The sequence below is a fragment of the Variovorax sp. 350MFTsu5.1 genome, assembly GCF_048302515.1.
Taxonomy (GTDB): Bacteria; Pseudomonadota; Gammaproteobacteria; order Burkholderiales; family Burkholderiaceae_C; genus Variovorax; species Variovorax guangxiensis.
In genome coordinates this window covers 1,570,448-1,596,320 of sequence record NZ_CP157620.1, presented here as the reverse complement: position 1 = coordinate 1,596,320, position 25,873 = coordinate 1,570,448, and the positions used below count along the sequence as shown (strand labels likewise).

The 25,873-nt window shown below is 68.8% G+C and carries 27 protein-coding genes; 20 read left to right on the top strand and 7 right to left on the bottom strand.

Going from position 1 to position 25,873, the window contains the following annotated elements; genetic code table 11:
* The first annotated feature begins 28 nt into the window (after nt 1-28).
* From ABL843_RS06905 to ABL843_RS06885, 5 genes are read left to right on the top strand one after another with little or no spacing between them, the layout of a single operon-like run.
* The gene (locus tag ABL843_RS06905) at nt 29-625 is read left to right on the top strand and encodes a phosphatase PAP2 family protein (RefSeq protein WP_369659387.1); all 597 of its coding nucleotides are present in this window, start codon (nt 29-31) and stop codon (nt 623-625) included.
* Nucleotides 622-1,677 carry a glycosyltransferase family 2 protein gene (locus ABL843_RS06900; RefSeq protein ID WP_126023071.1) on the top strand — a complete coding sequence of 352 codons (1,056 nt, stop codon included), beginning with the start codon at nt 622-624 and terminating at the stop codon, nt 1,675-1,677. The genes ABL843_RS06905 and ABL843_RS06900 overlap by 4 nt, the downstream gene beginning before the upstream one ends.
* Entirely contained in the window at nt 1,674-3,305 is a 1,632-nt protein-coding gene (locus ABL843_RS06895; protein WP_418119398.1) for an ArnT family glycosyltransferase, read from the top strand. Before ABL843_RS06900 ends, ABL843_RS06895 begins: the two co-directional genes overlap by 4 nt.
* Entirely contained in the window at nt 3,298-4,122 is an 825-nt protein-coding gene (locus ABL843_RS06890) for a ChbG/HpnK family deacetylase (RefSeq protein ID WP_418119397.1), read from the top strand. The genes ABL843_RS06895 and ABL843_RS06890 overlap by 8 nt, the downstream gene beginning before the upstream one ends.
* 50 nt (nt 4,123-4,172) lie before the next feature.
* Entirely contained in the window at nt 4,173-4,979 is an 807-nt protein-coding gene (locus tag ABL843_RS06885; RefSeq protein ID WP_418119396.1) for a lysostaphin resistance A-like protein, read from the top strand.
* Nucleotides 4,980-4,996: 17 nt separating this feature from the next.
* Here the strand turns inward: ABL843_RS06885 and ABL843_RS06880 are convergent, their stop codons facing one another.
* Both ABL843_RS06880 and ABL843_RS06875 read right to left on the bottom strand, forming a co-directional pair.
* Nucleotides 4,997-5,605: a flavin reductase family protein gene (locus tag ABL843_RS06880; protein ID WP_418119395.1), complete on the bottom strand. Its 609-nt coding sequence runs from the start codon at nt 5,603-5,605 to the stop codon at nt 4,997-4,999.
* Between the two features lie 15 nt (nt 5,606-5,620).
* The gene (locus tag ABL843_RS06875) at nt 5,621-7,192 is read right to left on the bottom strand and encodes a TerC family protein (RefSeq protein WP_418120445.1); all 1,572 of its coding nucleotides are present in this window, start codon (nt 7,190-7,192) and stop codon (nt 5,621-5,623) included.
* 335 nt (nt 7,193-7,527) lie between these two features.
* Here ABL843_RS06875 and fusA point away from each other — a divergent pair, with 335 nt between their 5' ends.
* The 7 genes from fusA (at nt 7,528) to ABL843_RS06840 (ending at nt 13,356) form a co-directional block, all read left to right on the top strand.
* Nucleotides 7,528-9,591 (top strand): elongation factor G, encoded by a 2,064-nt coding sequence (gene fusA, locus ABL843_RS06870; protein WP_418119394.1) that lies wholly within the window; start codon nt 7,528-7,530, stop codon nt 9,589-9,591.
* Nucleotides 9,592-9,712: 121 nt separating this feature from the next.
* A complete protein-coding gene (locus tag ABL843_RS06865) occupies nt 9,713-10,192 on the top strand; it encodes a hypothetical protein (protein ID WP_418119393.1) in 480 nt (159 codons plus the stop codon).
* A 125-nt stretch (nt 10,193-10,317) separates the two neighbouring features.
* Nucleotides 10,318-10,860: a DUF421 domain-containing protein gene (locus ABL843_RS06860; protein WP_418119392.1), complete on the top strand. Its 543-nt coding sequence runs from the start codon at nt 10,318-10,320 to the stop codon at nt 10,858-10,860.
* Between the two features lie 11 nt (nt 10,861-10,871).
* Nucleotides 10,872-11,375 (top strand): DUF421 domain-containing protein, encoded by a 504-nt coding sequence (locus ABL843_RS06855; RefSeq protein WP_184635215.1) that lies wholly within the window; start codon nt 10,872-10,874, stop codon nt 11,373-11,375.
* Nucleotides 11,376-11,517: 142 nt separating this feature from the next.
* The gene (locus ABL843_RS06850) at nt 11,518-11,790 is read left to right on the top strand and encodes a hypothetical protein (RefSeq protein ID WP_418119391.1); all 273 of its coding nucleotides are present in this window, start codon (nt 11,518-11,520) and stop codon (nt 11,788-11,790) included.
* A gap of 26 nt (nt 11,791-11,816) precedes the next feature.
* Nucleotides 11,817-12,452 carry an isochorismatase family cysteine hydrolase gene (locus ABL843_RS06845; protein ID WP_418119390.1) on the top strand — a complete coding sequence of 212 codons (636 nt, stop codon included), beginning with the start codon at nt 11,817-11,819 and terminating at the stop codon, nt 12,450-12,452.
* A gap of 31 nt (nt 12,453-12,483) precedes the next feature.
* Nucleotides 12,484-13,356: an SDR family oxidoreductase gene (locus ABL843_RS06840; protein ID WP_184635211.1), complete on the top strand. Its 873-nt coding sequence runs from the start codon at nt 12,484-12,486 to the stop codon at nt 13,354-13,356.
* Here the strand turns inward: ABL843_RS06840 and clsB are convergent.
* Both clsB and ABL843_RS06830 read right to left on the bottom strand, forming a co-directional pair.
* On the bottom strand, nt 13,349-14,548 hold the full coding sequence (clsB, locus tag ABL843_RS06835) for a cardiolipin synthase ClsB (RefSeq protein ID WP_418119389.1): 1,200 nt from the start codon (nt 14,546-14,548) through the stop codon (nt 13,349-13,351). The two genes, ABL843_RS06840 and clsB, sit on opposite strands and share 8 nt — an antisense overlap.
* A gap of 35 nt (nt 14,549-14,583) precedes the next feature.
* Nucleotides 14,584-14,736: a hypothetical protein gene (locus ABL843_RS06830; RefSeq protein WP_184635207.1), complete on the bottom strand. Its 153-nt coding sequence runs from the start codon at nt 14,734-14,736 to the stop codon at nt 14,584-14,586.
* Between the two features lie 311 nt (nt 14,737-15,047).
* On the opposite strand from ABL843_RS06830, the gene ABL843_RS06825 reads away from it, so the two are divergent.
* Nucleotides 15,048-15,539 (top strand): hemerythrin domain-containing protein, encoded by a 492-nt coding sequence (locus ABL843_RS06825; RefSeq protein ID WP_418119388.1) that lies wholly within the window; start codon nt 15,048-15,050, stop codon nt 15,537-15,539.
* A gap of 16 nt (nt 15,540-15,555) precedes the next feature.
* On the opposite strand, the gene ABL843_RS06820 is transcribed toward ABL843_RS06825, so the two are convergent.
* Nucleotides 15,556-16,872, bottom strand: a complete 1,317-nt coding sequence (locus ABL843_RS06820; RefSeq protein WP_418119387.1) for an Nramp family divalent metal transporter — start codon at nt 16,870-16,872, stop codon at nt 15,556-15,558.
* 234 nt (nt 16,873-17,106) lie between these two features.
* On the opposite strand from ABL843_RS06820, the gene ABL843_RS06815 reads away from it, so the two are divergent.
* On the top strand, nt 17,107-17,349 hold the full coding sequence (locus tag ABL843_RS06815; RefSeq protein ID WP_184635203.1) for a hypothetical protein: 243 nt from the start codon (nt 17,107-17,109) through the stop codon (nt 17,347-17,349).
* A 450-nt stretch (nt 17,350-17,799) separates the two neighbouring features.
* Here the strand turns inward: ABL843_RS06815 and ABL843_RS06810 are convergent, their stop codons facing one another.
* Complete coding sequence (locus tag ABL843_RS06810) at nt 17,800-18,429, bottom strand: DUF4337 domain-containing protein (protein ID WP_418119386.1); 630 nt, start codon at nt 18,427-18,429, stop codon at nt 17,800-17,802.
* A 122-nt stretch (nt 18,430-18,551) separates the two neighbouring features.
* Here ABL843_RS06810 and ABL843_RS06805 point away from each other — a divergent pair, with 122 nt between their 5' ends.
* On the top strand, nt 18,552-20,213 hold the full coding sequence (locus ABL843_RS06805) for a SulP family inorganic anion transporter (RefSeq protein WP_418119385.1): 1,662 nt from the start codon (nt 18,552-18,554) through the stop codon (nt 20,211-20,213).
* Here the strand turns inward: ABL843_RS06805 and ABL843_RS06800 are convergent.
* Nucleotides 20,188-21,144, bottom strand: coding sequence for a helix-turn-helix domain-containing protein (locus ABL843_RS06800; protein WP_126023060.1), 957 nt, complete (start codon nt 21,142-21,144; stop codon nt 20,188-20,190). The genes ABL843_RS06805 and ABL843_RS06800 overlap by 26 nt on opposite strands.
* Before the next feature lie 229 nt (nt 21,145-21,373).
* Here ABL843_RS06800 and ABL843_RS06795 point away from each other — a divergent pair, with 229 nt between their 5' ends.
* Genes ABL843_RS06795 through ABL843_RS06775 form a run of 5 tightly spaced genes read left to right on the top strand, consistent with a single transcriptional unit; the run spans nt 21,374 to nt 25,847 of the window.
* A complete protein-coding gene (locus ABL843_RS06795; protein WP_418119384.1) occupies nt 21,374-22,564 on the top strand; it encodes an amino acid ABC transporter substrate-binding protein in 1,191 nt (396 codons plus the stop codon).
* Between the two features lie 4 nt (nt 22,565-22,568).
* On the top strand, nt 22,569-23,447 hold the full coding sequence (locus tag ABL843_RS06790; protein WP_184635186.1) for a branched-chain amino acid ABC transporter permease: 879 nt from the start codon (nt 22,569-22,571) through the stop codon (nt 23,445-23,447).
* On the top strand, nt 23,444-24,382 hold the full coding sequence (locus tag ABL843_RS06785) for a branched-chain amino acid ABC transporter permease (protein WP_418119383.1): 939 nt from the start codon (nt 23,444-23,446) through the stop codon (nt 24,380-24,382). The genes ABL843_RS06790 and ABL843_RS06785 overlap by 4 nt, the downstream gene beginning before the upstream one ends.
* Nucleotides 24,379-25,131: an ABC transporter ATP-binding protein gene (locus tag ABL843_RS06780; RefSeq protein ID WP_418119382.1), complete on the top strand. Its 753-nt coding sequence runs from the start codon at nt 24,379-24,381 to the stop codon at nt 25,129-25,131. Before ABL843_RS06785 ends, ABL843_RS06780 begins: the two co-directional genes overlap by 4 nt.
* Complete coding sequence (locus ABL843_RS06775; RefSeq protein ID WP_418119381.1) at nt 25,128-25,847, top strand: ABC transporter ATP-binding protein; 720 nt, start codon at nt 25,128-25,130, stop codon at nt 25,845-25,847. The genes ABL843_RS06780 and ABL843_RS06775 overlap by 4 nt, the downstream gene beginning before the upstream one ends.
* Nucleotides 25,848-25,873 lie beyond the last annotated feature (26 nt).

Sequence of the window (25,873 nt, the reverse complement as noted above, 5' to 3'; positions counted from 1 at the left end):
TCCCGACCACGCCCATGAAGGTGGCGTCATGAACGCACTGAACATCACGCTTTTCCAGTGGCTCACCGCCGGCAGCCAGCCCACGCCGTGGGTGCTGTCCTTCGCATCAGCCTTCGCGCTCTGGGGCAGCTGGCTGTGCGCGGGCGTGCTCGTCTTCGCGCTGTGGCGGCATCGCGCCGAACGCGCCTATCTGTTCATCGTCGCGGCCTTCTCCGGCCTCGCATCGATGGCCTCCCACGCGATCGCGCTGGCGCTGAACACGCCCCGCCCGTTCGTCCTCGGGCTTGCTCCTGCCTACATCGAGCACGCCGGCCGCGGCTCGCTGCCCAGCACGCACGCGACCGTGATGTTCATGGTGGCGCTGGCCTTACTGCTGCGCCCCGGCCTGCGCAGGCTGGGCGTGCCGCTGCTGGCGCTGGCGGCGGTCACGGGCTGGGCGCGCGTCTACGTGGGTGTGCATTTCCCGATCGACATCGTCGCCGGCATGTTGCTCGGGGGCGCCATCGCCGGCCTGCTCGCGCTCGCGCAGCTGCTGGTGCACCGCTTCGTTTCTTTTCCGGCGTCGCCCGTTGGCCGCACTCGCGACGACACCCCAGCGGCCGCTTCTTTCTGGAGGCATCCATGATTTCATCGACCGACAACAGCCGGCACTCGCGCGCCCCGATCCGGCTGCAACAGGCCGACGATGCTCCCGCGACGCGCGCGGCCGTCGCTTTCGCGCCGCCGGACGAAGCGCGCAGCATCTCCTGCGTCATCCCCTGCTTCAACGAGGGGCCGAACCTGCGGCGCCTGCTGCCGCTGCTGGAGGACATCCTCTGGGCCACGCGCCTGCGCTGGGAGATCATCGTGGTGGACGACGGCAGCACCGACGACACCGTGGCCGTTGCCGAGGCATGGTGCGAGCTCTCGGGCTTTCGCTGCATCTCGCTGTCGCGCAACTTCGGCAAGGAAGCCGCGCTCACCGCGGGCCTCGCCGCCGCCACGGGCGACGCGGTGGTGCTGCTCGACGGCGACCTGCAGCATTCGCCGGAGCTCATCCACACCATGATCGCGCAGTGGGTGGCCGGCGCCGAGGTGGTGTACGCGGTGCGCGAGCAGCGCAGCGACGAAAGCCGCTTCAAGCAGCTCGGCAGCAGGCTCTTCTACAGCCTGGTCAACGCGTCCGACCGCTTCGCCGTGCCCAGGGACGCGGGCGACTTCCGCCTGATGGACCGCAAGGTGGTCGACGCGCTCATGAGCCTGCCCGAGCGCAGCCGCTTCATGAAGGGCCTGTATGCCTGGGTGGGCTTTCGCGCCGTGGCGCTGCCCTACACGCCCGCGCCGCGCGCGGAGGGCGCCAGCAGCTTCAACACGCGGCGGCTGGTGGGGCTGGCCATCGACGGGCTGACCGCCTTCACCACCTGGCCGCTGCGGGTGGTCAGCGTGGTGGGGCTGATGCTGGCGGTGCCGGCCTTCGCTTACGGCGCCTTCGTGGCGGTCGACTACCTGCTGTTCGGCAACTCGGTCTCGGGCTGGACCACCATCGTCGCGAGCCTGATGTTCTTCATCGGCATCCAGATGATCTCCACCGGCATCGTGGGCGAGTACATCGCGCGCATCTACGAGGAGGTGAAGGGACGGCCGCTCTACGTGGTGCGCCGCGAGCGCGGCACGGGGCTGGAGACCGGGCGGACATGAAACGGGCCGCTCCCGCATGGTGGACCTCCCCCCGACCGCTATGGATCATCGTCGCCCTCTTCGCCTGGCTGCTGGCCACCGCATGGATGCGCCCGCTGATGGCGCCCGACGAGGGCCGCTACGGCGGCGTCGCGCTCGCCATGCTTCGCTCGGGCGACTGGCTGGTGCCTCGGCTCGACGGGCTGCCCTTCTTCCACAAGCCGCCGCTCTTCTACTGGATAGGCGCGGCGGCCATGTCGATCACCGGTCCGGTGGAATGGGCCGCGCGGCTGCCGTCCGTCCTGGGCGGCGCAGTGGCCGCGGCGGCGCTCTTCCTCTTCCTGCGACGCTGGTCGACGGCGCGGCTGGCGCTGCTGTCCACGGTGGTGCTGGCGACCACGCCCTTCTTCTTCCTCGGCGCGCAGTTCGCCAACCTCGACATGCTGGTGGCGGGCTGCATCTCGGCCACGGTGCTGCTGGCGGCCGGCGCGGCGCTGGCCCGGGAGCGCGAGGAACCGTGGCGAGCGCTGCTGGCCGGCGCCTGGCTGTTCGCCGCGGCCGGCCTGCTGGCCAAGGGGCTGATCGGCCTGGTGCTGCCTGCGATGGTGATCTTCATCTGGTGCGCAACGACGCGCAGGCTCGCGTCGTTGCGGCTCGCGCTGTGGCTGCCCGGCTGGGCCGTGCTGCTGGCCGTGGCCGGGCCGTGGTTCGTCGCGATGCAGCTGCGGTATCCGGAGTTCTTCGACTACTTCGTCGTCACCCAGCACTTCCGGCGCTTCGCGTCGTCGGGCTTCAACAACGAGCACGGCTTCTGGTTCTATCTTCCGGTGCTGGCGGGCCTGACGCTGCCCTGGTTCGCATGGGTGTTCGTCCCTCGCGGGTCGAACGAGGGAACGAGCGACGACGCGGCACGCCCCCGGCTGCCGGACATCGACCGGCTGATGTGGATCTGGCTCGCGGTGATCGTGGTGTTCTTCTCGCTGCCGCGGTCCAAGCTGGTGGGCTACGTTCTTCCGGCACTCCCGCCGCTGGCGTACCTGATCGCGCAGCGGGTGCTGGCGAGCCGCTCGCTCGAAGCCCTGCTGCCGAAGGTTCGCGCGATGACGCTGGCGGCGGCAACGGTGTGCATCGGCTGCGTGGTCGCGGTCATGGTGTACTCGTCGCCGCCAGGTACGCGCCTGCGCCTGCCGGCTGGGCAAGCGGTGGCACCGGGTGAACAGGTGCTGATGCTCGACGGCTACCACTACGAGATTCCCTTCTACTGGAACCTGCGCGAGCCGGTGCTGGTGGCGGACGACTGGAAGGCGGCGGCCGAGGACACGCGCGACAACTGGCGCAAGGAGATCTTCGACGCCAGCCGCTTCGATCCGGCGCGCGCGGCGCGCACGCTGGTCGACCGAACCGAACTCGCGGACGTGCTGTGCGTGCCGCACGCCACCTGGGTCGTCGGCTCGAACACGGCGCATCTCGCGAACCCCTGGCTGCACCATGCGCAGCTGGTGGCGGTGAACGACGGGCTGGCGGCCTGGCACTTCAAGGGCAGCGCCACGGGCGATCCGCACTGCCTGGATACCGCCCCCTTCCCCGCCGCAGCCCCGGCGGCGCCCCCAACTCCCGCCCCGCACTCGGGCGCCAACGGCAATGGCTGAATCGCCCCGCTGCCTCTGCATCTGCGCCGACGACTTCGGCATGAGCGCGGGCATCAACTCGGCCGTGCTCGACCTTGCCGAGAAGGGCAAGATCTCCGCCGCCAGCGGCATGGTGCGCCGCGAGGCCTGGCTGGCCGGAGCCAGGCTGCTGCGGCGCCTGGAGCCAGCGGAGTTCGACACCGGCCTGCACCTGGACCTCACGCGGCCCGCGCATGCCGGCGGCCCCGAGCCGGGGCTGGGCGGCCTGCTCGCGCGCACGTACACGCGCACCATCTTCGCGCCGGGCCTGCAGGCCGACATCCGCGACCAGCTCACCCGCTTCGAGGACGCCATGGGCCGTGCCCCCGCCTTCGTGGACGGGCACCGGCACGTCCACCAGTTCCCGGTGGTGCGCGAGCTGCTGGTGGAAGAAATCTCGCGGCGCTATCCCTCCTCGCCGCCCTGGGTCCGCAACACGGCGCCGGGCTGGCGCCATGGACCCGACAGTCTGAAGGCCCGCGTCATCCACATGCTGGGCGGCGCGCGGCTTGCTGCACTGGCCGCCCGGCACGACATTCCCACCAGCAGCCGGCTGCTGGGCGTCTACGACTTCTCAGGCGACATGGAACGCCACCAGCAGCGTTTGTCCGAATGGCTCTCGGCCTGCCGCACCGGTGACGTGCTCATGTGCCACCCGGCCGCCGGCATCATGCCCGGCGACCCGCATGGCGGCGCGCGGCTGCACGAATACACGGCGCTGCGCGCGCTGGCGCTCGGGGTCGGCCAATACAGCGGGATCGCGCTCGCGCCACTCTCGCGGTGCCTGAAACGCGGCTGAACATGCCGCTCGCGTAACATGCGCGCCGTCTCCCTGCCCCGCTTCCGCCCATGCCCTCCCCGAAAAGCGCCGCCTTTCCCTCGGTGGCGCAAGCCGTCCTCCTGTTCGTGGCGCTGTTCCTTTGCGAACTCGTCATCGGCGCGGCGCTGCGCGACGCCAACGGGTGGCTGCGCCTGACCAGCATGCAGATCGGCGTGCTCGCGGCCGTGCTGGGCAACGGCTGCGTGTTCGCGGTGGTGATGCACTTCCAGCAGCTCAGCTACCGCACGCTATTCCACCAGTCGCGCGCCTCCGCCGGGGCAATGCTGATGCTCGTGGTGCCGCCGGTGCTGCTGCTGGTGCCCGCGCTGCTGCTGACGCTCACCTCGGCGCTCAACATCATGATGCGCATCGCACCGCCTTCCGCGTGGGAAGAAGCGATGTTCAGCCGCATGGCCGACGGCAGTGTGGCGGCCGTGCTCGCGGTGTGCGTGGTGGCACCACTGCTGGAGGAAATGCTTTTCCGCGGCATCGTGCTGCGCGGCTTCCTCACCCGCTATCCGCGATGGCAGGCGATCTTCATCTCGGCGCTCCTCTTCGGCGCGGCGCACATGAACATCTACCAGTTCATCGTCGGCCTCGTCATCGGCACCGTGCTCGGCTGGCTCTATGAACGCACGCGCTCGCTCATTCCGTGCATCGCGCTGCATGGGGCCTACAACACCACCACGCTGCTGCTGGGCGACTGGCTCGATGCGGCCTCGCCCTCGCGGCTGCTGTGGGCCGTGCTGATGGCGCTGGCGGCGGCCGTGTGCGGCATGCTCGTGCTGCGCGCGATGCTGGTGCCGCGCGCGGCGCGCGACGGCTCCTCGGCCTGAGCTTCTTTGCTCTTTCCCTAGCGGGGCGGCCGCTGCAGCGGCCGCGCATCTACCGCTTCGCCGTCGATGATGAAGTGCCCGCCCGCCACGTGGTGCAGCGTGCGCAATTCGTCGTGCCCCTCGAAATGCCAGCGCCCGTTGGAAAACACGCGCTCGTCGGCCTGCGCGGCGATCACCTCGCCGAGGAACAGGTCGTAGCGCTGCTGGATGGCCGGTTCGGGCAGCAGCCTGCATTCGAGCCAGGCGGCGCAGCCTTCGAGCAGCGGCGCGTCGGTGGCCGTGCCCGCGAAGGTCGAGAGGCCGTAGGCGGCGAACTTGTCATGACCCGACTTCTCGACGATCTCGCGGCCGGAGCTGTTGCCCAGCGTCTCGGTCAGGTCGAGCTGGGCGCGCACCGGCACCTGCAGCGCGAAAGCGCCGGCGCCCTCGAGCAGCTCGCGCGTCCAGGTGCTCTTGTCGAGCACGACCGCCACCTTGGGCGGATCGAAGTCCAGCGGCATGGCCCAGGCTGCCGCCATGATGTTGCACTTGCCGCCATGCGCGGCGCTCACGAGCACGGTGGGGCCGTGGTTCAGCAGGCGATAGGCCCTGTTCAGCGCGACGGGCTGGCGGTGGTTGGCGGTCATGGTGGTCGGTGCAGGTCAGGTTCCGGGATCGTCCACCGGCACGCGGCGGACGATGACCGTGCGGATGCGCTGCGCATCGACCTCGGTCACCACGAAATCGTACCCGTCGTGCGTCCAGCGGGCATCGCGCGGGGGCAGTCCACCGAAGCGCGCCAGCAGCAGGCCAGCGACCGAGGTGTAGCTGTCGTCGTCGCCCACGAGGCCGTGGGTCTGCAGCGCCTGCTCCAGCAGGTGCAGGTCGGCGCTGCCGGAGACGGTCCATGCATCGGGTGCGGTCTGCATGATTTCCAGCGTCTCGTCCTCGTCGGGAAACTCTCCGGCGATGGCCTCCAGCACGTCGATGGGCGTCACCACGCCGGTGAGCGCGCCGTGCTCGTCGTTGACCAGCGCGAGCTGCCCGCGCGCGCCGCGCAGCGTATCGATGAGGCGGATCGCCGTGGTCGACTCGGGCACATAGATGGGCGCGCGCAGGCCGGCGCTCTCGTCGATCCTGCCGTGGCGCATCAGCTGGCCCAGCAGGTCCTTGGCGCGCGCCACGCCCACCACGTCGTCGAGCGAGCCCCGGCACACGGGGAAGATGCCGTGCGGCGTGTCCAGCAACTGCTCGCGCACCGCGACCGGGTCGTCGTTGAGATCGACCCACGAGATGTCGGTGCGCGGCGTCATCACCGAGCGCACGGTGCGGTCGGCCAGCGAGAGCACGCCGCTCACCATGTTGCGCTCCTCGACGGCGAAGGCGGGCTCTTCCTGCGCCTCGGGCGTGGCATCGGAGGGGCCCGCGCCGGCTGGTACCGGCTCGCCGCGCGCCCTGCCGCCCAGCAGCCGCAGCACCGACTCGGCCGTTCGCTCGCGCAGCGGTCTGCGGGCTTCGTGCTTCAGCGCGTTGCGCCGCGCCCACTGGTTCAGCGCCTCGATCATCACGGAGAAGCCGATGGCGCCGTAGAGGTAGCCCTTGGGAATGTGGAAGCCCAGGCCCTCGGCCACGAGGCTCAGGCCGATCATCAGCAGGAAGCTCAGGCACAGCATCACCACCGTCGGATGCGCGTTCACGAAGCGCGTGAGCGGCTTCGAGGCCCACAGCATGATGCCGATGGAGATGACGACCGCGGCCATCATCACCGGCAGGTGGTCGACCATGCCCACGGCGGTGATCACCGAGTCGAGCGAGAACACTGCGTCGAGCATCACGATCTGCGTGACCACCAGCGTGAAGCCCGCATAGGCCACCGGGCCGCTGGCCGTGTGCTCCGGAACGCCTTCGAGCCGCTCGTGCAGCTCGGACGTGGCCTTGAACAGCAGGAACAGGCCGCCGCCGAGCAGGATCAGGTCGCGGCCGGAGAAATCCTGGCCCCACAGGGAGAACAGCGGCGTGGTCAGCGTCACCAGCCACGAGACGATGGACAGCAGCCCCAGCCGCATGAAGAGCGCGAGGCTCAGGCCGATGAGCCTTGCCTTGTCGCGCTGGCGCGGCGGCAGCTTCTCCGCGAGGATCGCGATGAAGACGAGGTTGTCGATGCCCAGCACGATCTCCAGGACGACCAGCGTCAGGAGACCGAGCCAGACGGCCGGGTCGGAGAGCAGTTCGATCATGATTGGAGAAAAGAGGCGCGCAAACGGCCGCGCCCCGGAGCGGCGCGGGCCGTTCCGGCAACGGGTGACTGGGGAAACTGAAGACGCAAGGCGGCTGCGGAAGGATCGGTCGCAGCGCCGCGTTGCAGGTTGTTGCTGGCGCAGGCCAGCGGCCTACTGGGAGGCTCGCAGGAGGAGTTCACCCGCGCAGTTTAACGAAGGCCCCCTTCGCGACCCGGCCATTTCCGCTTGCATCGGTACGGTCAATACCGTAGGCTGACCCGGCGTCCGCGCGCAGCACCCGAGCCCAAGCGGGCCGCCGGGCCTGTCTTGCGGGCGTGAAGGAGCCACGCATGCCAAGCCGATCGAACGGCCTCGCGGCCGAAATGGAAGCGGTGCGAACCCTGGCGCTCGTCGGCGCCTGCGCGTCCGGCAAGACCTCCATCGCGGAGGCCCTGCTGCACGAGGCGGGGGCCATCGGGGCACGCGGCAGCGTGGAGCGCGGCACCACCGTCAGCGACCACGACCCGCTCGAGAAGCGGATGCAGCATTCGCTCAATGCAACCCTGATGCACCTGGCGCACGACGGCACGCGCATCCACCTCATCGATACCCCCGGCGGCGCCGACTTCCTGGGCCAGAGCCTGCCCGCGCTGGAAGCGGTGGAAACCGCCGCCATCGTCGTCAATGCAAGCGCCGGCATCGAGCCGATGACGCTGCGCATGATGGACTACGCGGCATCGCGCCACCTCGCGCGCCTGATCGTCGTCAACAGGATCGACGACCCCGGCGCCGACCTCGCCGGCCTGCTGGCGCAGATCCAGGCCACCTTCGGCCGCGAATGCCTGCCGCTGAACCTGCCGGCAGCCGGCAGCACGCGCGTGATCGACTGCTTCTACAACCGCGAAGGCGAGTCCGACATCGGTTCGGTCGATGCGGCGCACCGCGCGCTGGTCGAGCAGGTCGTCGAGGTCGATGCGGCCTTCGTCGAGCGCTACCTGAACGATGGCGACGTGGACGCCAGCGAGCTGCATGCGCCGCTCGAACAGGCGCTGCGCGAAGGGCACCTGATTCCCGTGTGCTTCATCTCGGCACGCAGCGGCGCGGGCGCGGCCGAGCTGCTCGACATCTTCGTCAAGCTTCTGCCCGACCCGAGCGAAGCCAATCCTCCGGACTTCCTGCTCGGCGAAGGCGCCGATGCAAAGCCGATGCAGGCCAGGCCCGATGCTTCGCTGCACGTGCTGGCCCATGTGTTCAAGGTCACGAGCGACCCTTACGTCGGCAAGCTCGGCATCATGCGCGTGCACCAGGGCACCCTGGCGAGCGATAGCCAGCTCTACATCGGAGACGGCCGCAAGCCCTTCAAGGTGGGCCACCTGTTCATGCTCCAGGGCAAGGACCATGTGGAAGTGCCGCGCGCGGTGCCGGGCGACATCGTGGCGGTGGCGAAGGTGGAGGAGATCCAGTTCGACGCCGTGCTGCACGACGCGGCGGAAGACAGCCATGTGCATCTCGCGCCGCTGAAGTTTCCGGTACCCGTGCACGGACTGGCCGTGGAGCCCAGGCGCCATGGCGACGAGCAGCGCGCATGGGAGATCCTCGGCAAGCTCGCGGCCGAAGACCCCTGCCTGCGCATCGAGCACGTGGTCGCGACCAACGAGACCGTTCTCTACGGACTCGGCGAACTGCATCTGCGCATGGTGCTGGATCGCCTGCGCGAGGTGTACCGCTTCGAGGTGCAGACCCGTCCGCCGCGCATCGCCTACCGCGAGACCGTGACCGCGCCGGCGGAGGGCCATCACCGCCACAAGAAGCAGACCGGCGGCGCGGGGCAGTTCGGCGAAGTCTTCCTGCGCATCGAGCCGCTCGCGCGCGGCGACGGCTTCGAGTTCGCCGATGAAGTCAGGGGCGGAGCGATTCCGGGCCAGTTCATTCCCGCCGTCGAGAAAGGCGTGCGCGAAGTGCTGGCATGCGGCGCCATCGCCGGCTACCCCGTGGTGGACGTGCGCGTGGTGGTGCACGATGGCAAGCACCACAGCGTGGACAGCAAGGACATCGCGTTTGCCACCGCCGGCCGCAAGGCCTTCATGGCGGCCATCCGCGAGGCCAGGCCAGTGGTGCTGGAGCCGATCGTGCAGATAGAGATCGTGGCGCCCGAGCATGCGGTGGGCGATGTCACGAGCGATCTGTCGTCACGGCGCGGGCTGGTGACCGGTACGTCGACCATCGGAGCCGGTGCCGCCGCGGTCCGGGGGCAGGTGCCGATGGCGGAGCTGGCGAGCTATCAGTCGCGGCTCAACGCGATGACCAGCGGACAGGGGCGGTACACGATCGCGCTGTCGCACTACGAGGCCGTGCCGCCGAATGTGCAGCAGGTCTTGATGGCGCAGTACCGGGGGCGGGAAGAAGACCAGTGAGGGGTCAGTGAGGCTGCGCAGCGTGGCCATGTCGCGCCCTGTCGAGCCGCCGCCCTCGATTGGCGTCGAGCGCACAATGAGAATGCCACGCCATCTTTCCTTCCCGACACCACGCGCGACGATGCCCATGCCCGATACCCCTCGCCCTTGCGCCGGTGAAGACACCGACGAAAGACGCCTGATCGCGTTGCCCTTCTCCGTCGCCCAGCCGGATATCGCCGTGCCCGTCGGACATGCAATCGTGCGTCTCTCACGAGTTCAGCTGGAGGAGCTTGCGCAGGCCGCGTCCATTCAGTGGAGCACCGAAGAGGAGCGCATGGCGCGCATCGATGGCCAACGCGCCCAGGCGCTGCTGAGATCGGCATCGGGCGGCGACGCCGCCCCGGCCCCGCTCGACCCCGACGCCCGCCACCTGCTGTCCCGCTTCATCGAGCAAGGCCGGGCCTCCATCTTCTGCGGCACCCCGCCCCAGCCGCAGACCCACGTCACGGTCCGCTACCTCGCAAGCAGGGCCGGCCCCCTCGCAGGCCGGGGCGACATCCTCTTCCACCTGCCCGACGACCCGACGCCATTCCTCGCGGTGAACTGGTGGGTCGCGTGAACGCGCGGTAGCGCGGGTGCATCCGGGGCCGGGGTGGCCATCGCCTACAGCCCGCTCATGCGCCTGCCGACACGGCCCCATCAGGGCCGAACCTATGTTGGAGGCTGATCGAGAGGGCAGACAGCATGAGCGAAGTCGCCGAGCTTTTCGCGCGCGAGTTTCCTGTATGGCACATGGTGGTGCGCGGAACTGTCGTGTACTGGTTCCTGCTTCTCGTGTTCCGCTTCGTGCTGCGGCGCGACATCGGCTCGATGGGCGTGGCCGACCTGCTCTTCGTGGTGCTGGTCGCCGATGCGTCGAGCAACGCGATGCAGGGCGAATACAAGTCCATCGACGACGGGTTCGTGCTGCTCGCGACGCTCGTCGCCTGGAACTTCGCGCTGGACTGGCTGAGCTTTCACTTCGAGCCCGTAGCGCGTTTCCTGGAGCCGCGCCCCGAGGTCCTCATCCGCAACGGCCGCCTGAACCGGCGGGCGCTCAGGCGCGAAATGATCAGGACCGACGAACTGCTCGGCAAGCTGCGCGAGCAAGGCGTGGCGGATTTCTCGGAGGTGCGCGTCGCGCGGCTGGAGAGCGACGGAACGCTCAGCGTGTTCAAGAAAGAGAAGAAGCAGGCTTGCGACGACAGCCATCAGGCACCCAAGCCCTCCAAGCCTCCGGTGCAATAGCGGCTGCGGTGATGACGACGGCGATGCAGTTCATCGACTGGCTCTTCGGCGAAGGCTCCGAACTCGCTGCGTGGCAGATGGCCGCGCGGGCGCTGGTCGTCTTCTTCCTCGCACTGGCGATGATCCGCGCCTCGGGCCGGCGGTCGTTCGGGCAGCAGAGTCCCTTCGACACCTGCATCACGGTGCTGCTGGGTGCGGTGCTGAGCCGCGCGGTGGTCGGTGCCTCGCCCTTCTGGAGCACCATGGCGGCCGGCGCGGCGCTGGTCGTCACGCACCGGCTGGTCGCGCTCGCGAGCATGCGGTGGCAGGGTTTCGAGGACCTGATCAACGGCCACAAGATCACGCTGGTGCGCGACGGCCGGATGGACGAGAACGCGATGCGCCACGCGCTGGTGTCGCGCAAGGACCTCGACGAGGCCCTGCGCCAGCAGGCCGGCGGCGTGCCTCTGCACGAAGTCGAACGCGCGGTGCTCGAGCGCGACGGCAAGCTGAGCATCGTCAAGCGACGGTCCTGAGCCGCAGCCCATGCCGCTCACGTAAGAAACCACCGACCCGCAGCGGCGGCGATTGCTTCGCTCGCGTGCGCAGCCGCTGCGAACACTGGTGCGCAGGATGACCCCTCTTCATCCCCAATTCATCGCAGGCAAGGAGACCGCAATGAGCAGCAGCACCAGCAGCACCCCCCGCGTCACCGGCACCGGAGACGGCACCCGCCCCACCACCAGCGGCGGCGTGGACAACATCGGCGGCGCGGAGTCCTTCACCGCGCGCAAGACCAAGGCCGGCGAAGACGTCGCGGGCCCCGCGCCGCGCGAACGCATGCAGGACAGCAAAAAGGACGTGGAAGGCACGAAGCACGACGACTCCGCGCCTTTCGGCCTGACCGAGGATCTCACGCCCGAGACCAATCGCGACCCCGGCAAGAGCTGAGCGAGCGGCCTTTCCGGTTTGGACACATGGCCACAGCTCGCCGCCTCAGCGCCAGTTCGTCGCCGCCGCGCGGCGCGCTGGCGGTCGAGGCAGCCAATGGCGGGACCGCCCTTCTCATCGTCGACATGATCAGCTGCTGGGACTTTCCCGACGCCGACAGGCTGCTGCCCGCCGCCGTGGCGGTCGCGCCTGCCATCGCAGCCCTGAAGCGGCGGTGCAAGGCGCGGAACGTGCCGGTGATCTATGCCAACGACAACCGCGGGCGCTGGCGCTCCGACTTGAGCGCGCTGGTCGATCTGTCGATGGCCGGCGGCGGCCCCGGCGCAGCCGTCACTGCCGGCCTCGCGCCGGACCATGACGACTACTTCGTGCTCAAGCCGCAGCAATCCGCCTTCGTCGCCACGCCGCTCGAACAGCTGCTGGGCGTGCTGAAGGCCCGCCGCCTCGTCGTGACCGGCGTGGCCAGCGACCAGTGCGTGCTGAGCACAGCCTCCGACGCGCGCATGCGCGGCTTCGAGGTGGTGCTTCCCAAGGACTGCACGGCCACGCAGACGGCCAGGCGCCACGCGATGCTGCTGGAGCAGTGCGACACGGTCTTCGGCATCGCTACCACCTCCGGCTCGCGCATCCGCCTGCCCGCCGAGCGAGCGCGCAAGCGTTGAGCCCGTTGTTTCAACCCGTTTGGAGAAAGCCATGACACACCCCATGCAATCCGGCCCGAAGCCACCCTTCGACACGCCCCGCCAGGCACCGCCCGGCCTCGAATCGCGGATGGATCCGCCGCCAGACTTCGGCGAGTCTTCGTACGTCGGCTCCGGCAAGCTCGTCGGGAAGGCGGCGCTCATCACCGGCGGAGACAGCGGCATCGGCCGCGCCGTCGCCCTGGCCTTCGCGCGCGAGGGCGCGGACGTGCTGATCTCCTATCTTGCGGAGGAAGAGCCCGACGCCCGTCGCACCGCCGAACTCATCGAGAAGGAGGGCCGCACCTGCGTTGCCGTGCCCGGCGACATCCGCGAGGAGCCCCATTGCAAGAAGCTGGTGGACACCGCCATGGAGCGCTTCGGCAAGCTCGACGTGCTGGTGAACAACGCGGCCTTCCAGATGGCACACAAGGACCTGGCCGAGATCACGGCCGAGGAGCTGGACCGCACCTTCCGCACCAACGTCTACGCCAACTTCTTCCTCTGCAAGGCAGCGGCCGCCTGCATGAAGCCGGGCAGCGCCATCATCAGCACCGCATCGGTCAACGCCGACAAGCCCAACGCCACGCTGGTGGCCTACGCGGCGACCAAGGGGGCGATCCAGAACATGTCCGGCGGCATGGCGCAGCTGCTGGCCGAGAAGGGCATCCGCGTGAACTGCGTGGCGCCCGGCCCGTTCTGGACGCCGCTGATCCCTTCGACCCTCCCGCCCGACAAGGTGAAGAACTTCGGCATGCAGACACCGATGAAGCGGCCCGGCCAGCCGGCGGAGCTGCAGGCGGTGTATGTGCTGCTCGCCTCCGACCAGGCGAGCTACATCTCGGGAGCCACGGTGGCGGTGACCGGGGGCGTGCCCTTCATCTGAGTGGCGGGGCCGGCTGGCGCGCGCCGCCATCGCTGCCCGCCAGTACCTGCAGTTTCTGCCGCCTGCCCGGCAGCCAGGTGCCGATGCGCGACACCCAGCGCAGCACGTGGAAGACGATGAAGCTGCCCAGCGGCGGCCATCGGTTCCATGCGGACAGCTTCTCGCGCTGCACGATCTCGCATTCGGTCTCCAGCGCCGCCAGATGCCTGGCCACCTGTGAATTGAACGCGCGGCTCACGATGACCACGTTGGCCTCCATGTTGAGCGTGAGGCTCAGGGGATCGAGGTTGCTGGAGCCCACGGTGCTCCATGCGTCGTCCACGATGGCTACCTTGCCGTGCAGCGGGCGCGCGCAGTATTCATGCACCTCCACGCCCGCGCCCAGCAGGTGGCCGTAGAGCAGCTGGGTCGCGAAGCGCACCGATTTCATGTCGGGCATGCCCTGCAGGAACAGCTTCACCTCCACGCCACGCGCGGCGGCCCGGCACAGGTCGCGGAACAGGCGATAGCCCGGAAAGAAATAGGCATTGGCGATGACGATGCGGGCGCGCGCGGTGCGGATGGCCTGGCGGTAGATCTTCTCGATGCTGTCGGGCGAGGCCCTGTTGTCCCTTCGCGCGAACAGCACCGCGGCCTTGCCGGCGGCCGGCGGCGGTGCCTCGATATCCTGGGGAACGCGGGTGTCGCCCGCGGTGTGCTGCATGAAGCTGCGTATGCGCCCGACGATGGGCCCGCGCAGTTCCACCGCGTAGTCCTGCTTGGCCAGCTCGCCGAAGTCCAGCAATTGGTCGGCGCAGAAATTGATGCCGCCCACGAAGGCCACTGTGTCGTCGACCACCACGAGCTTGCGGTGCATGCGCCGCAGCAGGTTGAGCTGCTGGCCGAAGAGCGACCGCCCCGGATCGAACACGTGCACTTCCACACCCGCCTGCGTCAGCCGCGCCAGAAAGCGAGCCGAGAGCCGGGGCGAGCCGAATCCGTCGATGGTGAGCACCGTGCGCACACCGCGGGCTGCGCACTCGCGCAGCGCGTCGCTCAGCGCTAGGCCGACCTTGTCCTCCTCGAGGATGAAGGTTTCGAGCAGCACCCACTGGCGGGCCTGCGCGATGGCATCGAAGACGCGCGGGAAGAATTCGTCGCCGTTCTCCAGCAGCCGCGCCGCGTTGCCGTGGGTCCAGTCCTCGCGCGTCACTTGCCGAGGCCTTGCTGACTGTTCGTGCCGGTGGCTCAGCCGTGGCGCTTGAAGTACTGCACTTCGCGCTCGTGCTGCTGTGCCGCCTCGCGCGAATCGAAGGTGCCGAGGTTGCGCCGCTTGCCGGTCTTCGGGTCGACCTTGCGGGCGTAGAGGCGGTACTGGCCGGATGCGAGCTTGCGGATCATGGGAGCGTCCTTTCGCCGAAGCACCTGACCTCGCGGGCACCGCGCCCGCGAACCGGATCGGTGCGCCGTCGATGCACGCTAGCGCGCCCACCGGGCCCCTCTGTCAGGCCATGCACTACGTGGGGGTGGGATTTCGCTGGCGATGCCGGCTTTCGAACACCGGTGTTGCAGCTTGTTGCGCGCAGAGAAAGGCGCCGCCAGGGGCGTACGACGCTCTCCTACGCGAAGCGGGCGAGCCGCGGTCCATCTTGCGGCTTCACCTTCTTTTCTTCTTTGTGTTCCCTTTTCATCAACCCACCATGGAGCCCACGATGTCAACGACCCGCCGTGCAACCCCCGACGCCTGCAGCCTCCTCGATACCGACCACAAGAACGTGAAGAAGCTCTTCACGGCGTACGACGAACTCGCCCACTCCCGCTCTCAGAGCGCACCGGGGAAGAAGCGCGATCTGGCGATGCAGATCTGCATGGAGCTGCAGGTGCACACGCAGATCGAGGAAGAAATCTTCTACCCCGCCCTGCGCGAAGCCATCAGCGAGACCGACCTGCTCGACGAGGCCGAGGTTGAGCACGCCAGCGCCAAGGAGCTGATCGCGCAGATCCAGGACGCCACCGAGATCGACGAGAAGTTCGACGCCAAGGTGAAGGTGCTCGGCGAGTACATCGACCACCACGTGAAGGAAGAGCGCAACGAGATCTTCGTGAAGGCGCGCGCGACGCGCGGGCTCGACCTCGTCGCCATGCGCGAGCAGCTTGCGCAGCGCAAGGAAGAGCTGATGGCCGAGATGGAGTTGATGGCCTGACCGGGGCCGGGCCTGCTCAGGACCACGCGGCAACGAGCGTCGCCACGGCGGCCACCAGCATCACGCCGGTGGCCGCCCATCCCACGATCTTCAGGCGGCGCGCAATCACCAGTTCGCCCATCACCGCGCGGCTCGACGCGGCCAGCATCACGCCGATCATGATCGGCACCGAGGCCAGCGCGTTGATGATGGCGGCATAGACCAGCGCAGTCATCGGGCTGATGCCCGAGAGGCCGATGGCCAGCCCGATCAGCATCGCAGCCGCAAGGATGGCGTAGAACGCCGGGGCCTTGCCCGGCGCATGGTCCAGGCCCTTGCGAACGCCCAGCAGGCTCGCCAGCGCATACGCGGCCGAGCCGGCGAGCACGGGCAACGCAAGCAGCCCTGTTCCCACGATGCCCATGCCGAACAGGACGAAAGCCGCCTCACCCGCCACCGGCTTGAGCGCCTGCGCTGCTTGCGCAGTCGTCTCGATGGAAGTCTGGCCGTGCGCATGCAGGGTGGCCGCCGTCGCGATGATCATGAAGAAGGCGATGGCATTGGAGAAGCCCATGCCCACCCAGGTGTCGATCTTCAGGCGGCGCAGTTGACCCGGCGCCTGCGCGGGGGCGTGCCGCAGGGCCTGGTCCTGCGGCACGCGCTTGATCTCCTCCACCTCCTGCGAGGCCTGCCAGAAGAACAGGTAGGGGCTGATGGTGGTGCCGAGGATCGCGACCCAGGTGGTGATGAAGTCCTTGTTCCACTGCAGGTGCGGCAGCAGAGCGCCCTTGGCTGCGGCCGCCCAGTCGACGTGGGCGGCGAAGGCCACCGCCACGTACGAGAGCAACGAGAGCGTGAGCCACTTCAGCACCCGCACGTAGCGTTCGTAGGGCAGCCAGATCTGCAGCGCCAGCGACACCACGCCGAAGCCGATTGCATAGGCTGCCTTGGAGCCCCCCGCCACCAGCGCGGAAACATCGGCCATCGCGTTCAGGTCGGCACCCAGGTTGATCACGTTGGCAACCACCAGCGAACCCACCAGCAGCCACACCACCCAGCGCGGCCACAGCCGCAGGAAGGCCTCCGTCAGCCCATGGCCGCTGACCCGGCCGATACGCGCGCTGGCGAGCTGTATGCCGACCATCAGCGGATAGGTCAGCAGCAGCGTCCAGCCCAGGTCGTAGCCGAACTTCGAGCCGGCCTGGGAGTAGGTGGCGATGCCGCTGGGGTCGTCGTCGGCCGCGCCCGTGATGAGGCCGGGGCCGAGCTTGGAGAGCCAGCCCTTGCGCCCGGGTGGCTCCGCCTGCCCCCGCTCTCCTCCCGCGTCCGGTCCCGCCGCTTCCATCTGAGTCATCGCGTGCTCCTTGCCGGGTGCTCTGGCTGCCGGCCAGGTCAATCTGGACGAGGCACCGGTGCCGGGGTGTCGGACAAGAGCATCTCGCGTTGCCAGCGTTCGGGTGTCTTCGCGACAGGGGCCTCAGTGGATGTCCGACACGTGGCGCCTCATGAAGTCCTAGCGTTTCCCTTGAACGTGCGGATGTCTGCGCTCCTGCATTCATCCGCGCCGTCGCAGGAAAGGAAAGATGCCATGAGCGAACTATCGAGAAGACAGCAGGCGAGGGACGACCGGCGCGACAACCAGCGCGTGTTCGTGTTCAGCGTGACAGTGGCCATCCTCGTGATGCTCGGCGCGCTGATCTACTTCTACGCCGTGGACAAGCGCGGCGAAGGCCCCTCGCGTGAAACAGCCCCGCCGCCGGCCGCGCAGGTGCAGGGTGGCGCGCAGACCGCTCCCACCACGGCGCCGACGGCTCCGCAGCAGCAGAAGTAGGCAGACAGGCAGGCAGGCTGCTCAGGTGGGAAGCGTCGTCTGCTCTTCGTCGTCGAGTTGCGCCTGCTCTATCCAGGCGATGCAGCGGCACTTCAGGATGCCGATGCCGGTCTCGACCGAAATGCCGGGCCGCGTCAGCACCAGCTTGCACCGATGCTCGCCCCGGAACGCGATGTCCCCACCGCGGCGAAGTTGCCGTCATCGGCCTTCAGCAGGCTGATAGTGCAGGTCCACGGCCCTGCCCGGCCGTCGTAGACGAAAGTTTCTCCATCCATGGCACACCCGGTACTCAGTACAGGCGTGCCACCAGGATCGATGGGTTGGCGCGAGCAACAAGTGAACCCACCATACGCGCATTGCCTGGCGCGCGCCAAGCTTTATTCGGGAAGGAGGGTTTCTTGACGGGTGTCCGGTTTCGGCGCGATTTCGGAGCCCGAGGGGCCCGGAGGGTTATACGTGGAATGCGGCCAACCCGCCCACCACAAGCCCCGCCACCGCCACCCCGAACATCGCCCGCTCCAGCCATTTGTTCTTCGTCAGCAGCGCGATGGCAGCCAACGCAATCGAAACCTGCAGCACGGTAGTCGCCTGAGCCCACCGGTGATGCTGATGCATCTGCTCATCCGACTTCGCATCCCACTTGCTTGCTTCCGCCTCCAGTTTCTTCGCCTCGGTCTGGATGTCGGTCTTCTCCTGCTCGTAGCGCGTCACCTTGGCCTGCCAGCCCTGCCTGCGCGCGTCGTCGGTCGCGGTGTCGCGGGCGAATTCGGCGAGGGCCTGCTTGGTGCTCTTCGACTGGAAGTAGTTCCACTGGTTGGACGCTTCGGTCTTCTTGATGGCGGCGTTGTTCTTGTAGATGCCCGCGTTGGCCTGCGTGGCACCGCCCATGTACGCAAAGATGGCGCCGAAGGTGGCGATGACGGCCGTGCACATGGCGATCTTGCTCGTCATGCTCATCCCGCCGGAGTGCTCCGCTGCCGGGGCTGCGTGATGGCCGTCGCCATGACCGTGGCCGCCCGATGCGGCGTGTTCGAGTTCGTGATCGTGCGGGCCGTGCACGTGAAAGCCGTGTCCTGACATGGGATCCTTGTTGTAGAGAGATATGGTTTTTCGGGCGCGCGCGAGTATGCCCGTTCGATGAGTCAGCTTCCGGTCCGCGAGCCATTGCCAGCATGGGGCGACAACAGCACACTTGCCTGCCCATGGCCGCCGAACCCTCGCCGACACCGACAGCCAACGCCCGCCACCCCGGCTTCGCCGACATCGTGGCCGGCATTTCCATCGCCGGCCTGCTTCTTCCCGAGGCTGTGGCCTATTCGGGCATCGCGGGGCTGCCGCCGCAGGCCGGAGTGATCGCACTCTTCGCGGGGCTGCTGGTCTACGGCCTCTTCGGCAGCAGCCGCTTCGCAATCGTTTCCGCCACCTCTTCGTCTGCCGCGGTGCTGTTCGCCGCCACCACGTCGGTGACGGGGGCGGACACCGCCACGCGGCTGGCGATGGGCATGGGCATCGTTCTTCTCGCCGGGTTGTTCTTCGTCATCGCGGGCATTGCCCGGCTCGGCGCGGTGTCCAGCCTGATCGCCAAGCCCGTGCTGCGCGGCTTCGCGCTGGGGCTGGCGCTCACCATCGTGGTCAAGCAGTTGCCCAAGGTGCTCGACGTGCATCCGGCGCACAGCGATTTCTTCCGGCTCTTCGCAGGGCTGGTGGCCGACTGGCGGCACTGGAACATCGCGGGCGCGGCAATGGCGCTCACGGCACTGGTGCTGCTGCGCGGCCTTGCACGCTGGCGCGCGGTGCCGGCGGCGCTGCTGGTGATCGTGGCCGGCATCGTGCTCGACGTGTACGGCCTCTGCCACGCATGGCGTGTGGCGGCGGTGGGGCCGATCTCGCTCGACTTCTCTCATCCGACGGTGCCGCAGCTCGACCGGGCGCAGTGGCAGAACCTCGGCGGGCTGGCTTTCGCGATGGCATTGATCCTCTATGCGGAGTCCTATGGCTCGATCCGTACCTTCGCGATGCGCCATGGCGACAACGTGTCGGCCAACCGCGACCTGCTGGCGCTGGGCGGCGCGAACCTGCTGTCGGCGCTGTTCCAGGGCATGCCGGTGGGCGCAGGCTACTCGGCCACCTCGGCCAACGAATCCGCGGGTGCCAGAAGCCGGGCGGCCGGCATCGTGGCGGGGCTGGTGGTGCTGGTGGCGGTGCTCACGCTGCTGCCGTGGATCGCGCACACTCCCGAGCCTTTGCTGGCGGCCATCGTGATCCACGCAGTGAGCCACACGCTGAGCCCTACGGCGCTGCGGCCCTACTTCCAGTGGCGGCGCGACCGGCTGGTGGCGCTGGTGGCGGTCGCGGCGGTGCTGGTGCTGGGCGTGCTCAACGGTCTGCTGGCGGCCATCGGCGTGAGCATCCTGCTGCTGCTGCGCGGCTTCACGCGCACCACCGTGAGCTGGCTCGGGCGGCTGGGCCAGAGCCACGACTTCGTCGATACCGCGCGCCACCCCGAGGCGGTGGTGCCCCCGGGTGTGCTGATCGCGCGGCCCGAGGTGCCGCTCTTCTTCGGCAATGCGGACGCGGTGTTCGCGTCGATACGCGCGCGCATCGACGTCACGCCGGGCCTGCAGCGCATGGTGCTGAGCCTGGAGGAGTCGCCCGACCTCGACGCGACCAGCATCGAGGCGCTGTGCGACTTCGCCGCCTACGTGCGCGTGCGCGGCGTGCGCCTGTCGCTGGCGCGCGTGAAGGACGACGTGCGCGACCTGCTGGCCAAGGTGAATTCGCCCGATCTGCACGCCGAGGTGTATGCGCCGTGGAGCGTGGACGACGCGGTGCCGCCGGTCAGCGCAGCTTCGCCTGCCGCCTGAACTCGCTCGGGCTGCCACCCGTGTGCTCGCGGAACACGCGGCTGAAGTGCGAGAGGTTGCCGAAGCCCGAGGCCAGCGCGATGTCGGTGATCGACCTCGCCGCGTTCGCCGGGTCGAGCAACTCGCGGATGCTCGCCGCCAGCCGCTGGTGCTGGATGTAGCCGTTGAGGGTTTCGTCGTCGTCGGCGAAGGCGCTGTGCAGCAGGCGCTTGCTGCAGCGCAGGGCCAGGGCCATGCTGTCGATCGACAGCGCCGGGTCGTGCAGGTTCTGCGCAACGTGGCGGCGGATGCGGTCTTTCAGGGCCTCGCGCTGCGTCTGCGGCGTTTCCTGGCCCGCCAGCTCCATCAACGAAAGGCGCACGAGCTGGATCAGCAGTTCGCCCGCGCCGCGCGCGGCGGCCTCGCTCATGAAGGGCAGCTCCAGGTAGGTGTTGCGCATGGTCTCCAGCGCCACGCGCGAGATGCCGCTGCCGCCGCCGATGCGCCGCGCCACCAGGTCGTTGAGCGGCAGCGCGGGCGATGCGATCTGGTTCTTGGGCAGCATCACGATCAGGTGGTCGCTGCGCTCGGGGTTGGCCACGGTGTAGTCGGCGGTGGTGTCGTAGAGCGTCCATCCGCCCGAGCGCACCGCCGCGGCGCGGCCGCGCTGCGTGACCTCGGCCGAGCCCTGCCAGGGCGCGACGATCTTCAGGTAGGGCGCCTCGCTCAGCCGCGCCATCTGCGTGGTGCGCAGCACGCGGTGGCGGTTGGCCTCCAGCCGCGTGAGGATCACGTCGCCCGCGTGCGAGGCCGCGAGGTGGCCGTCGAATTCGCTGTCGTCGTAGAGGTCGGAGCCCAGTCCGCCGAAGTGGCGCCACACCCATTCGCACCACAGCGGCCCGCGCTCCTTGGGCGGGATCTGGTCGGTGGACAGGAGCAGCGAGGCGGTCATGCGGGCTGGGCGGCTGTAACGGCAGTGGGGACGAGAACGAAAGATTTCAGCACGAAGCCGGGTTGCCGCGCATTGTGAAGCGCCTTCGCGGCCCAAGGGATTGCGGGTTAACCACTAGGCGCGTGCACGCTGCGTCAAGTGCTTTGTGCGCGGCTGGCACAGCGCGCGAAGGCTGCGATTTCTACGATTCCGGGCAGCGGGCGCATACCGACGCCCGGAGGAGACTTCAATGCTTCGACCCGATCGCCGCACCTGGATCAAGGGCACCGCCACCGCCCTCGGAGCGGCCGCCGTCGCGCCGCAACTGTTCGCCCAGAGCGGGCCCGTGAAGATCGGCTACGCCATCGCACGCACAGGCCCCTGGGCGGCAGGCGCGCAGGTGAGCCAGGAACCCAACTACCTGCTGTGGGCCGAGCAGGTCAACGCGGCGGGCGGGCTCTCGGTGAAAGGCACGAGGCGCCCCATCGAGCTGATCGGCTACGACGACCGCAGCGAGACCGAGACCTGCGTTCGCACCTTCGAGAAGCTCATGGGCAGCGACAAGGTCGACCTGGTGCTGCCGCCCTGGGGCTCCGGCGCCAACTTCGCGGTCGCGCCGCTGGCCAACCGCTTCGGCTATCCGCTGCTGGCGCCCACCGCGCTCTCGCGCAAGCTGATCGACATGCGCCTGCCCTTCTTCTTCTCGCTGCTCCAGCAGCCCGACAAGATGATGGGCGCGCTGGTCGACATGCTGGTGGCGAACAATGTGAAGACCATCGCCATCGTCTACATGGACGACCTGTTCGGGCTGGAGAACTTCGCGGCGCTGAACAACGCGCTGAAGAAGACGAGCATCCAGGTGGTGGAGCGCAAGAGCTACCCGCTGGGCGTGAAAGACCTCGCGCCGGTGCTGCGCACCATCAAGGACCTGAACCCCGACGCCTTCATCGGCATCACCTACCCGCCGGACACCATCCTCGCGAGCCGGCAGGCGCGCGAGGTGGGATTCAACCCGAAGCATTTCTACGCTTCTGTCGGCACCGCCTTCCAGCTCTACAGGAACGTGATGGCCGCCAACACCGAGGGCGTGATCGGCATGGGCTCGTGGAACGGCAAGACAAGCCCCGAGGCCAAGGCCTACTTCGACGCGCACACGAAGAAGTTCGGCAAGGAGCCCGATCGCTGGGCCAGCGGCCATGCATGGGCCGGGCTGCAGATACTGCAGCAGGCGGTGGAGAAGATCGGGCTGGACCGCAAGGCGCTGCGCGAGCACATCGCGAAGAACGAGTTCAAGACCATCCTCGGCCCGATCCGCTTCGAGGGCAGCGAGAACGCGTCGATTCCGGGCACGGTGTCGCAATGGCAGGGCGGCGACTTCGAAGTGGTCTGGCCGAAAGACCGCGCCACCGCGCAGCTGATGCCGAAGCCGGCCTGGAAGTAGGCACGTGTCTTTCTCCGGATGGGCCGAGCTTCTGGCCGGCGGACTGATCACGGGCGGCATCTACGCGCTGGTGGCCATCGGGCTGAACCTGCAGTACGGGCTGATGCGCATCATGAACATATCGCACGGCGAGTTCCTGATGCTGGGCGCCTTCGCGACCTGGTGGGCGCACACCGCGCTGGGCGTGTCGCCGCTGCTGTTCATGCCGGTGGCCTTCGTGCTGCTGATGGCGCTGGGCATGGCGGTGCACCGGCTGTGCTTCCGGCAGGTGGCGGCGCGCGCGCCGAACGTGGACGTGTTCGAGGCGCGCAGCCTGATGGTGGGCTTCGGCCTGATGTTCCTGGTGCAGAACACCGCCCTGCTCGTGTGGGGCGGCGACCTGCGCGGCTACGACTACCTGGCCGACCCGGTGCAGCTGGGCGAGATGCGCTTCACCGCCAACAAGCTGGTGCTCTTCGGCGTGGCGCTGGCGCTGAGCCTGGTGCTCATCGCGCTGCTCAAGCTCACGCTGCTGGGCAAGGCGGTGCGCGCGCTGATGCAGTCGCCCACCGGCGCGCAGCTGGTGGGCATCAACACCAGGCGGCTGCATCCGCTGATGTTCGGCATCGGCCTGGGCCTGTCGGGCGTGGCCGGCTCGCTGCTGTCGATGACCTATGAAATCTCTCCCTCGATGGGCGAGCCCTACACGGTGACGGCGCTGATCGTCATCACCCTCGGCGGCTTCGGCAGCGTCGCGGGCAGCCTGGTCGGCGGCCTGCTGCTGGGCGTGGTGGAGGCGCTGGGCATGCACTTCACCAGCCCCTCGCTCAAGATGCTGCTGTCTTACGCCGTGTTCATCGGCGTGCTGATCTGGCGGCCCAACGGACTGTTCTCCAGAAAATGACTCTTCTCCTGTCTGCAACGAACAAGCCCTGGTGGGTGCTCGGCGCCGGCCTCGTGCTGGCGGCTGCCGTGCCATGGGTGGCGACGGAGTTCGTGGCCTCGGTCGCGCTCGGCTGCCTGATGTACATCGCGCTGGCCACGAGCTGGTCGCTCTTCTGCGGTGCCACGCGCTATCTCTCGCTCGCCACCTCGGCCTTCTTCGGGCTCGGCGCGTACGCGAGCGCGACGCTGCTCGAAGTGCTGCCCTGGCCGCTGGTGATACTGAGCGGCGCGGCCATCGCGAGCGCGGTGGCGGTGCTGATGGGCGCGGCAGTGCTGCACCTGCGCGGCACCTACTTCGCGGTGCTGACCTTCGGCATGACGGAGCTGATCCGCCACGCCGTGACCTTCGTCGAGAAGCAGGTCTCGGGCACGGTGGGCCGCGTGCTGAGCGTGGTGCCATCGAACGAGACGGTGTATCTCACGGTGCTGGCCATAGCCGGTGCCGCCATCGCCACGGCGCTGCTCGTCAAGCGCAGCCGCTTCGGGCTGGCGCTCGCGGGCATCGGCGCCGACGAGCAGCGTGCCCAGACACTGGGCGTGGACACGCGCCGCGCGAAGGTGATGGGCTTCGCGCTCACCGCCGCCTTCGCGGGCGCGGTCGGCGCGGCCATGGCGGTGCGCTGGACCTACATCGACCCGCCGGCGGTGTTCAGCCCCTTCATCGGCTTCCAGACCGTGCTGATCGCGATGATCGGCGGCGCAGCCAGCATCGGCGGGCCGGTGGCGGCGGCCGTCGTGTTCAGCCTGCTGTCGGAAACGCTGCGGCTGCAGCTGCCCTACGGCTACATGATGGTGCTGGGGCTGCTGCTGATCCTTTGCGTGATGTACCTGCCCGACGGGCTCGCGTCGCTGTGGCGGCGCAAGGCGCCGGCGTCGAGGGAGGCGCGGCCATGAGCAATCCGCGGATCCTGCTGGAAGCCCGCGAGCTCACGGTGCGCTTCGGTGGCCTCACCGCCGTCGACTCGGTGAGCGCCACGCTGCGCTCGGGCGAGATCGTCGGAATCATCGGGCCGAACGGCGCGGGCAAGACGACCTTCTTCAACGCCATCTCGGGCGTGGTCATGCCGACCTCCGGCCGGCTGCTGGTGGAGGACGGCATCGAGCTGACGCGGCGCGGCCCGCACCTGTACGCGGCCCACGGCATCGCGCGCACCTTCCAGACGCCGCGCGTGATGACCGACATGACGCTGGCAGACAACGTTCGCTTCGGCATGCAGTTCGCGGGCAGGCACCGCGAGCCCATCGCGGGGCTGGGCAGCACGGGCGAGATTCTCGACATGCTGGGCCTCGGCGCGCTCGCGAACAACACCGCCGCCGGCATCACGCCCTCGCAGCAGCGGCTGCTGGAGATCGGCATGGCGCTCGGCACCCGGCCGCGCGTGTTGCTGCTCGACGAAGTGGCGGCGGGGCTCACCGAGGCGGAGGTCGACGCGATGGCGCGGCGCATCCGCCGGCTGCGCGACGAGCACGGGCTCACGGTCGTGTGGATCGAGCATGCGGTGGCCACGCTGCTGAAGTACGTGGAGCGCGTGCTGGTGCTGCACCAGGGCCGCAAGATCGCCGACGGCACGCCCGCCGAGGTGGTGCGCAACGCGGAGGTGGTCGAGGCCTATCTCGGCGACGAGATGGAGGCGACGGCATGAGCGGCACGAACATGAGCCACATGAGCGCGCGCGGCCTGTCGGCCGGCTATCACGGCTTCCAGGTCATCCAGGGCATGAGCCTGGAAGTGCAGCCCGGCGTGACCGTGGTGCTGGGACCCAACGGCGCGGGCAAGACCACGCTGCTGAAGGCGCTGGCCGGCCTGCTGCCGCGAACCGGCGAGGTGCTGCTCGACGGCGTCGCCCTGCCTTCGGCCGACGCTGCCGATTGCGTGAAGCGCGGCCTCGCGCTGGTGGCCGAGGGGCGCCAGCTCTTTGCGCAGATGACGGTCACCGAGAACCTGGAGCTTGGCGGCTGGCTCGTTCCGGCGCGGCTGCGCGCCGAGCGCCTCGCGCGCGCCTTCGACGACTTTCCGCGCCTGAAGGAGCGCGCCACGCAGCTCGCCGGCACCATGAGCGGCGGCGAGCAGCAGATGGTGGCCGTGGCCCGCGCCATGATGAGCGGGCCGCGCCTCCTGATGCTCGACGAGCCCTCGCTGGGCCTCGCGCCGCGCATGGTCGACGAGCTGCTGTCCATCGTGCGCCGCATCGCCTCGCAGGGCGTGACGGTGCTGATGGTCGAGCAGAACGTGCGCAAGGCGCTGCAGGCCGCCGACCGGGGCTATGTGCTCGAACGCGGGCGCGTCGTGGCTTCGGGCGAGGCGCAGGCGCTGCTGAATTCCGACGCAGTGCGCCAGGCCTACCTGGGCGTCGCCTGATACCCCCTTTTTCTTCTTTTCTCCTC

Coding starts and splice junctions, on each gene's coding strand:
- ABL843_RS06905 (WP_369659387.1), top strand. CDS start 29: ATGAACGCACTGAACATCACGCTTTTCCAGTGGCTCACCGCCGGCAGC.
- ABL843_RS06900 (WP_126023071.1), top strand. CDS start 622: ATGATTTCATCGACCGACAACAGCCGGCACTCGCGCGCCCCGATCCGG.
- ABL843_RS06895 (WP_418119398.1), top strand. CDS start 1,674: ATGAAACGGGCCGCTCCCGCATGGTGGACCTCCCCCCGACCGCTATGG.
- ABL843_RS06890 (WP_418119397.1), top strand. CDS start 3,298: ATGGCTGAATCGCCCCGCTGCCTCTGCATCTGCGCCGACGACTTCGGC.
- ABL843_RS06885 (WP_418119396.1), top strand. CDS start 4,173: ATGCCCTCCCCGAAAAGCGCCGCCTTTCCCTCGGTGGCGCAAGCCGTC.
- ABL843_RS06880 (WP_418119395.1), bottom strand. CDS start 5,605: ATGACCGCCAACCACCGCCAGCCCGTCGCGCTGAACAGGGCCTATCGC.
- fusA (WP_418119394.1), top strand. CDS start 7,528: ATGCCAAGCCGATCGAACGGCCTCGCGGCCGAAATGGAAGCGGTGCGA.
- ABL843_RS06865 (WP_418119393.1), top strand. CDS start 9,713: ATGCCCATGCCCGATACCCCTCGCCCTTGCGCCGGTGAAGACACCGAC.
- ABL843_RS06860 (WP_418119392.1), top strand. CDS start 10,318: ATGAGCGAAGTCGCCGAGCTTTTCGCGCGCGAGTTTCCTGTATGGCAC.
- ABL843_RS06855 (WP_184635215.1), top strand. CDS start 10,872: ATGACGACGGCGATGCAGTTCATCGACTGGCTCTTCGGCGAAGGCTCC.
- ABL843_RS06850 (WP_418119391.1), top strand. CDS start 11,518: ATGAGCAGCAGCACCAGCAGCACCCCCCGCGTCACCGGCACCGGAGAC.
- ABL843_RS06845 (WP_418119390.1), top strand. CDS start 11,817: ATGGCCACAGCTCGCCGCCTCAGCGCCAGTTCGTCGCCGCCGCGCGGC.
- ABL843_RS06840 (WP_184635211.1), top strand. CDS start 12,484: ATGACACACCCCATGCAATCCGGCCCGAAGCCACCCTTCGACACGCCC.
- ABL843_RS06830 (WP_184635207.1), bottom strand. CDS start 14,736: ATGATCCGCAAGCTCGCATCCGGCCAGTACCGCCTCTACGCCCGCAAG.
- ABL843_RS06825 (WP_418119388.1), top strand. CDS start 15,048: ATGTCAACGACCCGCCGTGCAACCCCCGACGCCTGCAGCCTCCTCGAT.
- ABL843_RS06820 (WP_418119387.1), bottom strand. CDS start 16,872: ATGACTCAGATGGAAGCGGCGGGACCGGACGCGGGAGGAGAGCGGGGG.
- ABL843_RS06815 (WP_184635203.1), top strand. CDS start 17,107: ATGAGCGAACTATCGAGAAGACAGCAGGCGAGGGACGACCGGCGCGAC.
- ABL843_RS06810 (WP_418119386.1), bottom strand. CDS start 18,429: ATGTCAGGACACGGCTTTCACGTGCACGGCCCGCACGATCACGAACTC.
- ABL843_RS06805 (WP_418119385.1), top strand. CDS start 18,552: ATGGCCGCCGAACCCTCGCCGACACCGACAGCCAACGCCCGCCACCCC.
- ABL843_RS06800 (WP_126023060.1), bottom strand. CDS start 21,144: ATGACCGCCTCGCTGCTCCTGTCCACCGACCAGATCCCGCCCAAGGAG.
- ABL843_RS06795 (WP_418119384.1), top strand. CDS start 21,374: ATGCTTCGACCCGATCGCCGCACCTGGATCAAGGGCACCGCCACCGCC.
- ABL843_RS06785 (WP_418119383.1), top strand. CDS start 23,444: ATGACTCTTCTCCTGTCTGCAACGAACAAGCCCTGGTGGGTGCTCGGC.
- ABL843_RS06780 (WP_418119382.1), top strand. CDS start 24,379: ATGAGCAATCCGCGGATCCTGCTGGAAGCCCGCGAGCTCACGGTGCGC.
- ABL843_RS06775 (WP_418119381.1), top strand. CDS start 25,128: ATGAGCGGCACGAACATGAGCCACATGAGCGCGCGCGGCCTGTCGGCC.